This is a genomic window from Methylobacterium sp. WL7, assembly GCF_008040085.1.
GTDB lineage: Bacteria > Pseudomonadota > Alphaproteobacteria > Rhizobiales > Beijerinckiaceae > Methylobacterium > Methylobacterium mesophilicum.
The window spans coordinates 1-13,687 of the sequence record NZ_VRVG01000142.1 but is presented as its reverse complement, the minus strand read 5'-3'; the positions used below and the strand labels follow the sequence as shown (position 1 = coordinate 13,687).

Annotated in this window: 11 protein-coding genes and 1 pseudogene; 7 read left to right on the top strand and 5 right to left on the bottom strand. The window is 71.1% G+C overall.

The window, feature by feature from the left end; genetic code table 11:
• Positions 1-593: 593 nt before the first annotated feature.
• Positions 594-1,844 carry an AMP-binding protein gene (locus FV233_RS24895; RefSeq protein ID WP_246690077.1) on the top strand — a complete coding sequence of 417 codons (1,251 nt, stop codon included), beginning with the start codon at positions 594-596 and terminating at the stop codon, positions 1,842-1,844.
• A gap of 161 nt (positions 1,845-2,005) precedes the next feature.
• Entirely contained in the window at positions 2,006-2,350 is a 345-nt protein-coding gene (locus FV233_RS24890) for a hypothetical protein (RefSeq protein ID WP_147899101.1), read from the top strand.
• Between the two features lie 206 nt (positions 2,351-2,556).
• Here the strand turns inward: FV233_RS24890 and FV233_RS24885 are convergent, their stop codons facing one another.
• On the bottom strand, positions 2,557-3,771 hold the full coding sequence (locus tag FV233_RS24885) for a UbiH/UbiF family hydroxylase (protein ID WP_147899100.1): 1,215 nt from the start codon (positions 3,769-3,771) through the stop codon (positions 2,557-2,559).
• A 532-nt stretch (positions 3,772-4,303) separates the two neighbouring features.
• On the opposite strand from FV233_RS24885, the pseudogene FV233_RS24875 reads away from it, so the two are divergent.
• Together FV233_RS24875 and FV233_RS24870 are read left to right on the top strand one after the other, a co-directional pair.
• Positions 4,304-4,465 (top strand): annotated as a pseudogene (locus FV233_RS24875) (type II toxin-antitoxin system HicA family toxin); the annotation flags it as partial.
• The gene (locus FV233_RS24870; protein WP_147856716.1) at positions 4,462-4,914 is read left to right on the top strand and encodes a type II toxin-antitoxin system HicB family antitoxin; all 453 of its coding nucleotides are present in this window, start codon (positions 4,462-4,464) and stop codon (positions 4,912-4,914) included. The pseudogene FV233_RS24875 and the gene FV233_RS24870, both read left to right, overlap by 4 nt.
• Before the next feature lie 34 nt (positions 4,915-4,948).
• Here FV233_RS24870 and FV233_RS24865 read toward each other — a convergent pair whose 3' ends face one another.
• Positions 4,949-5,845, bottom strand: a complete 897-nt coding sequence (locus FV233_RS24865; RefSeq protein ID WP_147856715.1) for an alpha/beta hydrolase — start codon at positions 5,843-5,845, stop codon at positions 4,949-4,951.
• A gap of 107 nt (positions 5,846-5,952) precedes the next feature.
• Between FV233_RS24865 and recG the strand changes: the two genes are divergently transcribed.
• Positions 5,953-8,172, top strand: a complete 2,220-nt coding sequence (gene recG / locus FV233_RS24860; protein WP_238262206.1) for an ATP-dependent DNA helicase RecG — start codon at positions 5,953-5,955, stop codon at positions 8,170-8,172.
• A 323-nt stretch (positions 8,173-8,495) separates the two neighbouring features.
• Positions 8,496-8,819, top strand: coding sequence for a hypothetical protein (locus FV233_RS24855; RefSeq protein ID WP_147857036.1), 324 nt, complete (start codon positions 8,496-8,498; stop codon positions 8,817-8,819).
• Positions 8,820-8,893: 74 nt separating this feature from the next.
• Here FV233_RS24855 and FV233_RS24850 read toward each other — a convergent pair whose 3' ends face one another.
• A complete protein-coding gene (locus FV233_RS24850) occupies positions 8,894-9,694 on the bottom strand; it encodes a DUF502 domain-containing protein (protein WP_147857037.1) in 801 nt (266 codons plus the stop codon).
• 240 nt (positions 9,695-9,934) lie between these two features.
• Positions 9,935-10,849, bottom strand: a complete 915-nt coding sequence (locus FV233_RS24845; protein WP_147899099.1) for a sugar kinase — start codon at positions 10,847-10,849, stop codon at positions 9,935-9,937.
• 765 nt (positions 10,850-11,614) lie between these two features.
• Here FV233_RS24845 and FV233_RS24840 point away from each other — a divergent pair.
• Positions 11,615-12,640 carry a PAS domain-containing protein gene (locus FV233_RS24840; protein ID WP_147899098.1) on the top strand — a complete coding sequence of 342 codons (1,026 nt, stop codon included), beginning with the start codon at positions 11,615-11,617 and terminating at the stop codon, positions 12,638-12,640.
• A gap of 217 nt (positions 12,641-12,857) precedes the next feature.
• On the opposite strand, the gene FV233_RS24835 is transcribed toward FV233_RS24840, so the two are convergent.
• On the bottom strand, positions 12,858-13,286 hold the full coding sequence (locus FV233_RS24835; RefSeq protein ID WP_147855695.1) for a MucR family transcriptional regulator: 429 nt from the start codon (positions 13,284-13,286) through the stop codon (positions 12,858-12,860).
• Between the last annotated feature and the right edge of the window lie 401 nt (positions 13,287-13,687).

The window sequence follows — 13,687 nt, the reverse complement described above, 5'->3', positions numbered from 1 at the left end:
GGCGCGGGGGCCGCGGGCTTCTTCGCCTGGGACAGCGCCGGGGCGGCCGCGAGGCCGAGGCCCGCAAGGCCGAGGAGGGCGGCGCGTGCCAGCGTCGCGGGGCGGGTGAAGGACATCGGCTCTGACCCCTTTGGAGAAACGTGGTGTGGCTTGCGGAATGCGGAGCCGGCCTGACGGGCTGGTCCGCCGGACCGCCCGGGCACGCAGCGCCGTGGCGTGCCTCCCGGGGCTCCGGATGAATCGGTCCGACCATCGGGCGAGGATGGGCGCCTCATGCGCGCATCCCTCGCCCCGGCGACCGGGCGGCCTGCCTGTCCCCTCCGAATGAGGCGAAGGCATGACACCACGGCATCGCGCGCCCCTCGGAGCGCGTCGTGCCGCAGCGGCCTCCGATAGGCTCCTGCCTCCCCGGCCGCAAGCGCGACGTTGCCCGCGCCCGCGTGCACGGCCCCCGGGCGCCGCGCGGATCCGCGGCCGCGGCGCGGCGACAGCCTCGCCCAAGGGAGCCGGTCTCAAGTGGTCGCCTCTTAGGCGCCGGTTAACCATGGTCGGACGACCATGCGGATGGATCTGCGGTTCGAGCGGGGGGCGGATTGAGCGCGTTCGCGGTGGCGGAGAGGAATGCCGACGCCGCGCCGGACGCGTCCGCGCGGTCCGGCGGGCTGTCCGCCAGCCTGTTCGCGGCGGCCCGGTCCGGCCCGCAGCGCACCGCCCTGCGTGATTCGGGGGACCGGGCGGCGTGGTGCGGGCGCCCGCCGATCACCTGGACCTACGCGGCGGCGGCGGAGATCGTCGGCCGGCTCGCGCGCGGGATCGGCGCCTGGCGGCTGCCCGCGGGCAGCCGGGTCGGCCTGTGGTTCTCCGGCGGCGCCGAATCGGCCCTCGCCCACCTGGCCGTCGAGGCGGCCGGCCACCTGCCCTGCCCGATGCCCGCCCTCTGGGATGCCGGGCAGCTCTCGGCCGGGATCGCGTCCGCCGGCCTGGTCGCGGTGCTGACGGAGGGCCGCCGCGGGGCGCGCCGTCCGGCCGAGGACCTCGCCCAGGCGGCCATGGGCCATTTCGGCCTGCGCTACCTCGCCGCCTTCGGGCCCGGCGTCCCGGACGGCGTGATCAGCCTCGACGCGATGGCCCTGGAACGCGGGGTCGCCGAGCCGGTGGCGAGCCGCGGCCTCGTGACCTTCGTGGCGGGCGACCCGGGCCGGCCGGTCTACCGCAGCGCGGCGGCGTTCGCCGCGGCGATCGACGCCCACCTCGACGTCCTGCCGGTGACGGCGGACGAACGGATCCTGACGCTCCTGCCGGCCCACGACCTGCGCGGTCTGGTCACCGGCCTCGGCGCGGCGCTGGCGGCCGGGGCCAGCCTCGAGACCGTGATTCCCTTCGACGAGGCGGGGTTCCGGGCCGGCCTGATGCGGCCGGTGCCGACGCGCCTCGTGGTCCCGTCCCTGATCGAGGCGGCGCTCGCCGCCCTGCCCCTGCCCTGGACCGTGCGGGCCCTCCACGTGGTCCACCGGGCGCCCGCGCACCTGATCCCGGACACCGTCGCCGAATCGGCCGGCCCGCGCCGCCTCGATTCGCTGGTGTTCGGCGAGGACGTGGTCCTCACGCGACCGGGCGGCCGCGACCTCGCCGCGACCCTGGCCGATCCGGAGCGGGCGCCCCTGCCCCGGGCGCTCCTCGATCTCGCGCTCCTGGATCGCGGCTTGGCTTATCGCGGCTTGGCCTGCGCGGCGGCGCCCCTCCCCCGCGGCGGCATCCCCGACCAGGACCCGCAGGCTTGGCGGCGTTCGGGCTACGGGCCGGTCTGGGCCGGCGGGACCGTGACCGGGGTCGAGACGGCCTGAACCGCGGACCGCTTTCGGTTCATCCCGCGCTCAGGCGCGGCGGATAATCTCGCAGGCGCACACAACCGGACGGATCCGATCCGCTCCTTCGCGGGTTTCGCTTCGGATTGTGGTTCTGGCTATCTTCCCAAGCCACGCTTCATGAGGTACCGCTCAAGCCTATGGGTGCGCTGCAACAAGTGCTCGTGGTCGATGACGGTGTTCGCGCCGTGGACCGGTCCCTTTCGGGCGAGCTGGCCAACCTCGGCTATGCGAGCGTCACCGCCTCGATGGAGGCGGCGGACGACGTGCTGGCCGTGATCGCCCGCCCCGCGGCGGTGCTGCTCCAGGCCCCGACCCGTCGGGACCCGGCCTACGCCCGCCGCGCCGCACGCCTGCGCGCCCAGCTGCGGGACCGCGGCATCCCGGTCCTCCTGATCGGCGACGCGGCCGAGGGCCGGGCCGGCGGCCCGGTCGACCTCGCCACCCGCCTCGGCGCCTACGTGGCCGCCCAGCCGGACCTCTGAAGAGACCCCTTCGCCCGAAGCTTCGCCGCCATCATTGCGAGCGCAGCGAAGCAAGCTAGGGCAGCGCGCCGTCGCTCGAATCGGGCGCATCCTTGAGTCGCTTCGCCGCGCTCGCGATGACGGACCAGGATGGCACGCCCGAACGATTGCGTTCGATGCGGCCAAGGCCACCACGTGTCCGCCCAACTCCCATCGAGAGAACGCGCTCAGCGCGCGCCGCGCATCAATTCCGGCGCGCCGAGCCGCGGCAGCACGCCCTCGCGCATCACGATCCGCCGGAGCGGACCGAGATGCGACATCGCCAGCAGCCCGAGGCCCCGCAGCGCGTCGACCGGAACGAGGTCGGTGAGCAGGCTGCGGTTGAGGAGGTCGACCGCGGCGGTGCGGGCCGCGGCATCGAGGCGGCGGCTCCGGGCGTAGCCGTCGAGCACCGGCCGGGCGCCGGGATCGCGGCCATCGCGGGATGCGGCCACCAGCAGGTCGCGCAGGGCGGCGGCGTCGCGCAGGCCGAGATTGAGGCCCTGCGCGCCGATCGGCGGGAAGACGTGGGCCGCCTCGCCGACGAGCGCCAGGCGCTGCGCCACCGGGCTCGACACGGACAGGCCGCGCATCGGCACGAGGCCCCGGGGGCCGTCGATCCGCATCGCGCCGAGCATCGCCCGGGCCTGACGCTCCACCGCCTGGCCCAGGGCGGCGTCGTCCAGGGCCGCGAGGCGCCGCGCGGCGCTCTCTGCGGTGACCCAGACGAGGCTCGACCGGTGGCCGCCCGGCAGCGGTACCAGGGTGAACGGGCCGGAGCGGGTGTGGAACTCGGTGGAGACGTCCCGGTGCGGGCGCTCATGCGCCAGGATCGTGGTGATGGCGCTCTGCGGGTAGGTCCAGTCGCGCACGCGCACGCCGCTGGCGGCCCGGAGCGGGGAGCGGCCCCCGTCGGCACCCACCACCAGCCGCGCCGCGACCGTACCGCCATCCGCGAGCGTCAGGCGCGAGACCGCCTCGCCGGGGACGGCGCCGGCCGCATCCGCCTCGACCAGGGTGAGATTCGCTTGGGCGCGGGCCCGGATGCGCAGGCTCTCGACCAGGCGGGCGCTCTCGACGTTCCAGCCGAAGGCGTCCAGCCCGATCTCGGCGGCCTGGAAGCGCACCGGCGGCGGCCGGAACAGGCTGCCGGTGTCGTCGATGATCTGCAGGGTGCACAGCGGACTGGCCTGCGGTGCCACCGCCTCCCAGGCGCCCAGAGCCTCCAGGAAGCGCACCGAGCCGTCCAGCAGCGCGACCGTGCGCCCGTCCGCCACGGGGGCGTGACGGCCGACCAGGGCGGTCCGGATGCCGGCCTGGGCGCTCGCCAAGGCGGCGGACAGCCCCGCGGCTCCCGCGCCCACCACGGCGACGTCGAAAGGTGTGTTGGCCACTTCTGACATGCTGCCCGACGTAATCTTTCCAACCGCCCGCGCCCGTGATCCCGGTCGGTTCGGCCATCTCGGCCGAGTCGTCCTTATGGGACGGGTCTTATCTGAGTCTTCCGGTCATCCTGCCAATCCTGATCGCCGCCGCCACGGCGCCGCAGGCCACCGAGCGATTGGCCTGCCCGGTGGAGACCCCGCTCGCGAGGTAGGACGCGGCCGCACGCGGACCAACATTGATAGGAGATCGAAAATCCACAGTTCTGTGGACTTCCACGCATCTGTGGAACGACCGATATCTGCATGAATGCGAGCGAACTCCGCAGGCTCCTTGCCTGCGGGTTACATAGGTTTGAGGCGCAGGCGTTGGTTCAGACCGCGACGCGCCCCCTCTCCCGTGCGGGAGAGGGCTGGGGTGAGGGACCAGGGTTTTCCGGAAAGCGCGCATCCCTCACCCTGTCCCTCTCCCGCACGGGAGAGGGGACCCGCGCCTTCTGCGCTCACGGCATGATCACGGCTACGGTCGAAACCTGTGTAGGCCGTAGGGCTCCTCGCCGCGAAGGGCTGCACGTTCGAGAACCACAAGGGTGGCTCGGGCCATCTCACGGTCCGGCGCGGCGATCGGGTGTCGCAGATCCCGATGCATGGCGGCCGGAAGGAACTCGGTACGAGTCTCGTCAACCGCATCCTGAAGCCGTTGGACCTCAAGTGACTGGCTACATCTTCGATCTCGAAGCCGACGACAACGGGACGTACCTCACGACCTGTGCGGCCTTTCCCGAGATCACGACGTATGTCGAGGATCCGGCCGCCCTTCCCGTGCACGGCTTGGGGGCCCTGGAGGAAGCCCTGGCGGCGCGCATCGCCCGCAACGAGGACATACCCGCACCGGCGCCGGTCGAGGCCCCCGACGCTCGGGACGGACGCGTCATCAGGACTTGGGTGAAGCTGCCGTTGCAGACCGACCTCAAGGTGATGCTCTACCGGATGCTGCGGAGCAAAGGCATCACGCGCGCCGAGCTGCAGCGCCAGCTCGGCTGGAACCGGGAGAGCGTCGACCGGCTGTTCAGGCTCGATCATCAGACCCGGACGGCACAGTTCGATGCGGCCTACCGGGCGCTCGGCTACGAGCTGAGCGTGCAGAGCGTGCCGGTGGCTTGAGCGCCGCCCTTTTGCATCGTCCGAACGCGCCGGTTCACCCGAGGAACGCCGAGAGTTCGCGAAAAACTTCCTCCGGCCTCTCTTCCTGCAGCGTGTGCCCGCAATCGAGCGCCCGGCCCGAGACGTTCGTGGCCTTCTCGCGCCAGGTCTCCAGCACGTCGTAGGTCTGGCCGACCGTGCCCTGCGCCCCCCAGAGCGCCAGCAGCGGCGCCGTGATCCGGGCGTCCGCATCGGCCGCGTCGTGCTCCAGGTCGATGCCCGCCGCCGCCCGGTAATCCTCGCAGATCGCGTGGCGGCAGGCCGGATCACTGTAGCAGCGCAGGTATTCCGAAACGAGGTCCGGCGGGGTCGAGCCCGGAGTCTTGGACTGGCCCTCGATGTGGTGGCGCAGGAAGTATTCCGGGTCCGCACCGATCAGCGTTTCGGGCAGCGGATGCGGCTGGATGAAGAAGAACCACCAGAAGTACCGGGTGGCGAAGGCCTTGTCGGTGCGGGCGTACATCGTCGCCGTGGGGGCGATGTCGAACAGGGCCAGGCGTTCGACCCGCTCCGGATGGTCCAGGGCCAGGCGGTGGGCGACGCGGCCGCCGCGATCGTGGCCCACGAGGGCGAACTGGTCGTGGCCGAGCGCGCGCATCACCGCCACCGCGTCCGCCGCCATGGCGCGCTTGGCGTAGGCCGCGTGGCGTTCGCCGCCCGGGGGCTTGTCCGAATCGCCGTAGCCGCGCAGGTCCATGGCCACGATGGTGCGGCGCTCGGCCAGGCGCGGGGCGACGTGGAGCCAGGTCGACAGGGTCTGCGGGTGGCCGTGCAGCAGCAGGACCGGCGGCCCGGAGCCCCCGGAGCGGGCGTGGATCGTCACGCCGGGTTCGGTCTCGATTCGGTGCCGGTCGAAGCCCGGCAGAAAATCGGTGGCGCAATCCTTGGCCATGCGCTCGGTCGCCTCCGTCCCCTGGGCCCGTGTCCCTTGCGCCGCACTGGCGCGCCGGGATGCACGGGATGATAAGGCGGCTCCGGCAGGATGTCCGCCGAGCCACCATGACAGATGCACGCGCGACTCAGGACGCCGCCCTCCGGGACGCGGCGGTGAACGACCCGGACGCCGAGGCGCCGGAGGGCGAGGCCGTCCGCGCGCCGCTGCTGCGTCCGAGCATCCTCGATCCCCTGTTCGCCCCGGCCCGCGCCCTGCCGGGCGTCGGCCCCAAGATGGCCCCGCTCATCGAAAAACTGCTCGGCACGCCCGAGCGGGAGGCCCGGATCGTGGACCTGCTGTTCCACCTGCCCCAGGGCGGCGTCCCGCGCCGGCTGATGGGCTCGGTCAGCGAAGCGCCCGTGGGCGAGCCGGTGACCGTCGGGGTCACCGTGGTGGCCCACCGTCCGGCCCAGATCGGGTCGGGCAAGCGCCCGCACCGGGTGCTGGTGGAGGATTCCACCGGCGACATCTCCCTGGTGTTCTTCGGCATGCCCCGCGCCCGGGTGGAGAAGATGCTGCCGCTGGGCGCCCATCGCTACATCACCGGCCGGATCGACCTGTGGGACGGCACCCGCCAGATGGTCCACCCGTCCCGGATCGTGGACGAGGCCGGCCTCGCCGAGCTGCCCGCCGTCGAGCCGATCTACGGCGCCACCGAGGGGCTGACCTCCCGGGCGATCAACAAGCTCGCGGTGGCGGCCCTCGACCGGCTGCCGACCCTGCCCGAATGGCAGGATCCGGCCTGGCTGGAGAAGAACCGCCTGCCGGCCTTCGCGGATGCGCTGCGCGTCGAGCACCGCCCCGAGGAGCCCCTCCCGAAGGCCGAGGATCCGCTCCAGCCGCCGCCGGCAACCCCGGCCCGGCGGCGCCTGTCCTACGACGAGCTGCTCGCCTCGCAGCTGGCGCTCGCCCTGATGCGGGCCCGGCAGCGGCGCAAGGCCGGCCGGGTCAACGCCGGCGACGGGGCGCTGAGCGGGCGCATCCAGGCCGCCCTGCCCTTCGCGCTCACCGGCGCCCAGGCCCGGGCGGTGGCGGAGATCCGCGCGGATCTCGCCGCCCCGCGCCGGATGCTGCGCCTGCTCCAGGGCGATGTCGGCTCGGGCAAGACCGCGGTGGCCCTGCTCGCCCTGGCCTCGGCCGTCGAGGCCGGGCGCCAGGCCGCCCTGATGGCGCCCACCGAGATCCTGGCCCGGCAGCATTTCGAGCGGCTGCAGCCGCTGGCCGGCGGTCTACGCCTGCGCCTGATGACCGGCCGCGACCGGGCCTCGGAGCGCAAGAGCACGCTCGCCGCCCTCGCGGCGGGCGAGATCGACATCCTGGTCGGCACCCACGCCCTGTTCCAGGAGGCGGTGACCTTTCGCGATCTCGGCTTGGCGGTGGTCGACGAGCAGCACCGGTTCGGCGTGCACCAGCGCCTGGCGCTCGGCGCCAAGGGCGAGGCGGTGGACTTCCTGGTCATGACCGCGACGCCGATCCCGCGCACCCTGGCGCTGACCTTCTTCGGCGACATGGACGTCTCGGTCCTCGACGAAAAACCCGCCGGCCGCCAGCCGATCCGTACCCTCACCCTGCCGACCGAGCGGATCGACGAGGTCGTGGCGGGGCTCGCCCGGGCGATCGCCACGGGGGAGCGGGTCTACTGGATCTGCCCGCTCGTGGAGGAATCCGAGTTCATCGACCTCGCCGCCGCGGCCGAGCGCTTCGACGACCTGAAGCAGCATTTCGGCGACGCGGTCGGTCTGATCCACGGCAAGATGCCGGGGCCCGAGAAGGATTCCGCCATGGCCCGGTTCGCCGCCGGGGAGACCAAGGTCCTGGTCTCGACCACGGTGGTGGAGGTCGGGGTCGACGTGCCCGAGGCGACCATCATGGTGATCGAGCATGCGGAGCGGTTCGGCCTGGCGCAGCTGCACCAGCTCCGGGGCCGGGTCGGGCGCGGCTCCAAGGCGTCGTCCTGCCTGCTGCTCTACCGCGGGCCGCTCGGGCAGGTGGCGCGGGCGCGGCTGGAGATGATGCGCGACAGCGAGGACGGCTTCCGCATCGCCGAGGCCGACCTGAAGCTGCGCGGCGAGGGCGAGGTGCTCGGTACCCGTCAGTCGGGCCTCGCCGCCTTCCGGCTGGCGCGGCTCGAGAGCGACGGCGACCTCCTCGTGGCCGCCCGGGACGATGCCCGGATGATCGTCGAGCGCGATCCCGGCCTGAAGAGCCCGCGCGGCCAGGCGTTGCGGGTCCTGCTCTACCTGTTCGAGCGCGACGCCGCGATCCGGCTGATCGGGGCCGGCTGACCGAGTCGTCCGAGCCGCGGCTTTCCTGAACGGCGCCGTTCAGGAAAGCCCCCCGTTCAGGAAGGCGCCACCGCGGGCCTGCGCGCCAGGGAACAAACCGCACGCAACCGCCGGCTGATGCACGCGGAGCACGTCTTGCGGTAAAGGTCTATGTTTTACAGTGACTTGTGCTGAGCCGCCGGCGCTCCGGGGCCGGCCTCGCGGCGGTGGGAGAGCGCGTAGGCAGGAGCCTTGACCTTGCATCAGCCACAATCGTCCCTTAACTGTAGATGAACGAATGGCCCGGTAAGCCGGGACATCACGGACGAATCTGGAGGACGGACATGTCGAACGGACTGTTCCAAAACCTGCCGGGCTCCCACGAGATGGCCGGTATCCAAGCCCTGCCGACCGAGCCCTGGCTGCTGCCGATCTCGGACGGCGCCGTCGCAGCGGTGACGAAGACGTCGGAGGATCTGCAGGCCGCCGTCCGGCGGGCCGCGCGTCCCTTCTGGCTGGCCGCCAACGGGCTCTGCATCGCGCTCGGCCTGGCCCTGACCATCCAGTGCGCCACCGGTTGGACCCCGACTCCGACCCGCAGCGCCGTGACGGTCGCCCAGGCCACGCCGCCGACCATCGCGCCGCAGACGGCTTCGCTGCAGCGCTGAGCCGCACGAATTCAGGCTGACCGACGGATTTCAGGGTCGTCCCGCGCGCGCGGGGCGGCCCTTTCCGTTGGGCCTCACGCGTCCTGCGGCTCCCGGTGGGCCGCCGGGTCGCCCGCCTGCTGCGCCGTCCGCAGGGACGCCGCCATGGCATGGAGCCGACCCTGCGGGTCCTCCGGCTGGATCACGCCCGCCGACATCACCAGCTTGGCCGCGTCGTCGACGCTGATATGCAGCTCCACCACCGCCGAGCGCGGCAGGTAGAAGAAGAAGCCCGTGGTCGGGTTGGGCGCGCAGGGCAGGAACACCCCGACCATCTCGTCGGCGCCGGCGGCGTTCCGGGCCTGCAGCGCGCCCTCGACCTCCGGGGAGGCCGGAGCCGACAGGAACACCACCGACCACGTGCCCTTCACCGGGAACTCGACCAGGCCGACCGTGCGGAACGATGTGCCGTTGGCCGAGAACAGGGTCTCGAAGATCTGGCGCAGGCCCTTGTACAGGCCGGAGATCACCGGGGTGCGGGCCAGCAGCACCTCGCCGAACTCGATCACCGAGCGGCCGACGAGGTTGGCGGTGAGGAAGCCCAGCAGCGTCACCGCCAGGAACGCGATGACGAGGCCGAGGCCGGGGATCGAGAACGGCAGGTAATGGTCCGGCAGGTAGTTCGCCGGCACCAGCGGCTTCACGAAGGAATCGATCAGCGCGATGAACCACCACGTGATGTAGGCGGTGATCGCCAGCGGGCCGGCCACGATGACGCCGGTGAGGAAATAGGTGCGCAGCCGTCCCCGCGCGCTGACGCGCGTCTTCGGGGTGGCGGGGCCGGGCGCGGATGCGTCGGGCTCGGGAGCCTGAATCGGCGGGGAACTCGGCGCCACGGGTGCCCTCTCGGCCGCTCGACCTGCGGCGATCCTGCCTGGGGGCGATCGGTCCCCCGAGGGCACAGGTAGCGGCTGCGCTTGTCAGCCTCAAGGGCGGCGGGCCGTATGTGACCCGACGGAAAGGTCCCGGACCCAAAAGGTCGTCGACCTTTGCGGGTGCAGGGCGGAGCCCTGCTGCTCTTCAGGGGCCCACCCCCGAACCCGGCCAAAGGGCAAAGCCCTTTGGAAACCCGATACTCAGAAGGCCAGGGCCGGCATCGCCTCCCGGGGGATCACCGCGCCGCGATGCCCGATCACGGCGCCCGCCAGGCGGTGTGCCTCGGCGGCGGCGGCCTCCGGGGCCAGCCCGGCGATGCGCGCCGCGAGGTAGCCGGCCGCGAAGCTGTCGCCCGCGGCCGTCGTGTCGACCACCCGGTCCACCGGGCCGGCCGGCACCTTCGTGTCCGACGTCCCGTGCAGCACCCGGGCGACCGGGACCGGGCCGTCCGCGGTCTTGAGCACGATCTCGGCACGGCCGCGATGGCGCAGCACCTCCTCGTCGCCCGCCTCGCCGAACAGCCAGTCCAGGTCCTCCACCGAGGCGAAGATCAGGTCCGCCTGCGCCAGGGCTGCGCGGAACGCCGCCCGGGCCACCTCCCAGTCCGGCCAGCCGCGGGGCCGGTAATTGGTGTCGAACGCGACCCGCCCGCCCCGGGCGCGCAGGGCCGCCAGGGTCTCGGCGAGCGCCGCGCGGCCGGCCTCGCCGTAGAGCGACAGGCTGATCCCGGAGACGTAGACGAGGTCGTCGGCCTCCAGGGCGGCGCGCGTCTCGGCGGCGCCCGGTTCCGAGAACAGGTCCCGGGCGGCGGCGCTGTCGCGCCAGTAATGGAAGCTGCGTTCGCCCGCGTCGTCGGTGCGGATGATGTAGAGCCCCGGCATCCGGCCCGGCAGGCGGCGGACCCGCTCGAGGCCGATACCCTCGCGGCCCCAGGCTTTCACCATCGCGTCGCTCCAGGGATCATCCCCCAGGGCGGTCACGTAATCCACCGTCACGCCGAGGCGGGCGAGGTAGAGGGCGGTGTTGAGCGTGTCGCCGCCGAAGCCGCGGACCAGGCTCCCGTCCGGCCGCTCCGACAACTCGACCATGCACTCGCCGACGCAGGCGACCCTCATGCGGCTTCTCCCTGTGCGGAGCCTCGACCGGCCCGGTGGAGGACCGGCCCCGTCCGGCCTGGCCTGTCAATCGCGCGGCCGCCGCGCGAACGCGAACCGGTCTGGAGATGGCGCGCATCGACCCGATCCGCCATCCGGTTTGCGGGCGTCGCGCGCCGTCTCCCAGCGCACATCCATAGGTTGGCGAGGGCATAGACCGTATCGGGGAGCTGAAAATCCGCTTTGAACAATATCGGTAACATAAAATTCAATCTGGCAACAGCATAACTGATTATCGTCCGGCGTATCGCAAGGACATTATTGCTGCCGAACTCAAATCGAAATCGTAACACGTAGTCATATCTGTTACGTGTCGAGGCCGGTGTCATTCACTGCGAATGAGTTACGAGATACACGACTGTAAAATGTCTCCAGAAAATTTTATCGATCTCTAATGATTGAGACCATCGATAATGCATAACCGATCTACCGAACGAGCGGGGTGAATCAGAAGGCGAATTTGTATATCCTATGAGGGTCGATACCTCGGCAGATCCGAACGGCATCGATTTGTATCGGGATGAGTTCGATTCTTGTGCAGGACAGGAGGGGCCCGATCTCACGCAACCGGAAGCCGGGGCCGCGGCTTTGCGGGCGTTTGGGAAGCCCCTCGCGCGAGGCCGTCGGCGCGATGGCCGGTCTCGAACGACAGCCTGTGGCCGGCCCGGTCCGACCGGAATGGGTCTGACGCCATGGCGGCCACGCATAGACCCGAGAGGGGTTGAGATGTTTCACTCCGCCCTCAGCGCGCTGACATTCTCGTCCGGGGAATTCCTGACGCTCACCGAGAGCCGGGGGTTGAGCGGAGCCTGGAGCTGGGTGCTCGCGGGTGGCGAGCAGATCTGGTCGCCGGGGTTCTTCCGCCTGCTCGGCCTCGTCCCGAATGCCGCCAAGGCGCATTACGATCTGCTCCTGAACCTGGTCCATCCGGAGGATCGGCACCGGCTGCCGTCGCTCGGCGATGTCCGGCAGGGCCACGTCCCTCGCGAGACGATCGTCCGGGTGATTCGCCCGAACGGAACGGTCCGCATCCTCTCGTTGATGATGGAGGCGCGCTTCTCCGGGGACGGAAGGCCCGTGGCCGTGAACGGCACCGCCCTCGACGTCACCGACCGCGAGCAGCAGGTGCTGATGCGCCAGGCGGAGCGGCGGCGGCGGGGGGCCCTGTATCTGACGGAGCACATTGCGTGCTTCGCGCTCGGGCTCGATCGCCGCTTCGAGTTCCCCTTCGAGGTGGCGCAGGTGCACGGGGTCTCGCACGAGGAGATCTGCATCAATCCCTACGTCATGGTCGTTCCCGACGAGCGGCAGGCCTTTCAGGACGCGGCCGCGGCGCAGATCGAGCGGCGGCAGTTCTTCCAGGGCACGGTCCACGAGCGCCTCGCCAACGGCGAGCTCTGGCATTTCAAGATCGTCACGGTCCCGGTCCGGGATCCGGATGGCACCTATCTCGGCCGCTGCGGGCTGAAGCACCCGGTCCGAAGCCCCATGCCGATCGCGCCGGCTATGGGCGAGGGGCTCGATCAGTGCGTGACCGGCCACCACCTGCGCGCCGCGCGCGCCCTGCTCGACTGGTCGATGATGGACCTGGCCCAGGCCAGCGGCCTGTCGCATTCCACTGTCCGGCGCCTGGAGGAGGACAGCGAGCATCGGGGAAGCCGATCGCGCCTTCAGGCCGTCGCGTCCCTGCGCCGATCCGGCATCCGGTTCATCCCGATGGATGACGGCACGCTGGCGGTGGCCAGGCGCTGAGCGGTTCGGGAGCGGACCCGCCGTAAGGGCCGGCCCGCCCTCGGCCGCTTCTTGCTGGGCGCGGCAGCCGGCAAGCGGCGCCGGATCTGCGCCGGGGGCACCCGCATGCCAGTCGGTGCGAGAGCCGGCATCGGGGCGGTCAAGGTGCGCGTCCCGCGCAACCGGTCCGGTCGGCCCGAACCGGGGCCCGGTCCGCGCCGGGACGCGCACGCTTGAGTCAGGCGACCTTGTGGCCGAGCTGGATCGCCTTGGCGATCTGCGAGCGCCGCTCGGCGTAGCTCGGGGCGACCATCGGGTAGTCGGCGGGCAGGCCGAACTTGGCGCGGTAGCGCTCGGGGGTGAGGCCGTGGGCGGTGAGGTGCCGCTTGAGCGTCTTGTAGGGACGGCCGTCGATGAAGCTGATCAGGCCGTCCTGGCCGATCGAGGCCTCGATCTGCGCGGCCGTCGGGCCGGTCCAGGCCGAGGTCGAGCCGGCGGTGCTGCCCTGAAGCACCGAGATCGCCGTGTGCACCTGATCGATCAGAACCGGCAGTTCGCCAACACCGACGGCGTTCCGCGATACATAAGCCGCGACCAGTGAAGCCGTGCACTTGATCAAGTCGTAGTTCGGTTCCGGCATCTTTTCGTGCAGCTCGATAGTCGTCATGTTCCCCTCGCTTCAGGTTGCCGCGGCGTTACAAGTCCGAAGGGGAGGGATACGGATAATTTTACCGGATCGTCCCGTGCGAACTTCTACGCGACTGCTGATGCCCCGCCAGAATTGGCGACTAACAATACGAAACTGCGGCGAATTGTCTAGGGTTTACCTTGGATAGTCTTTGAACACAATTTGTCCTACAAATCCAACGCGAGGTTGCTCGTTTCGTGGATCCAGACAGATAATGTTCAATCGGACGGGCCGACGCAGTCGAAGCACGCGGCGATGGCTACCTGGGGTGGCCCAAAAAGCTCACCTGCTCGCCGCTAATGAGGAGCAAGCCCGTTGCGCGAAGAGCTATTGAATGCGGACAGGGATTTGTTTTTAATTTGAAAACCGAGCTATAACTA

Excerpts from the sequence above, each read along its gene's own strand:
- FV233_RS24890 (WP_147899101.1), top strand. The coding sequence starts at position 2,006 with ATGGGTGCGCTGCAACAAGTGCTCGTGGTCGATGACGGTGTTCGCGCC.
- FV233_RS24885 (WP_147899100.1), bottom strand. The coding sequence starts at position 3,771 with ATGTCAGAAGTGGCCAACACACCTTTCGACGTCGCCGTGGTGGGCGCG.
- FV233_RS24865 (WP_147856715.1), bottom strand. The coding sequence starts at position 5,845 with ATGGCCAAGGATTGCGCCACCGATTTTCTGCCGGGCTTCGACCGGCAC.
- recG (WP_238262206.1), top strand. The coding sequence starts at position 5,953 with ATGACAGATGCACGCGCGACTCAGGACGCCGCCCTCCGGGACGCGGCG.
- FV233_RS24855 (WP_147857036.1), top strand. The coding sequence starts at position 8,496 with ATGTCGAACGGACTGTTCCAAAACCTGCCGGGCTCCCACGAGATGGCC.
- FV233_RS24845 (WP_147899099.1), bottom strand. The coding sequence starts at position 10,849 with ATGAGGGTCGCCTGCGTCGGCGAGTGCATGGTCGAGTTGTCGGAGCGG.
- FV233_RS24840 (WP_147899098.1), top strand. The coding sequence starts at position 11,615 with ATGTTTCACTCCGCCCTCAGCGCGCTGACATTCTCGTCCGGGGAATTC.
- FV233_RS24835 (WP_147855695.1), bottom strand. The coding sequence starts at position 13,286 with ATGACGACTATCGAGCTGCACGAAAAGATGCCGGAACCGAACTACGAC.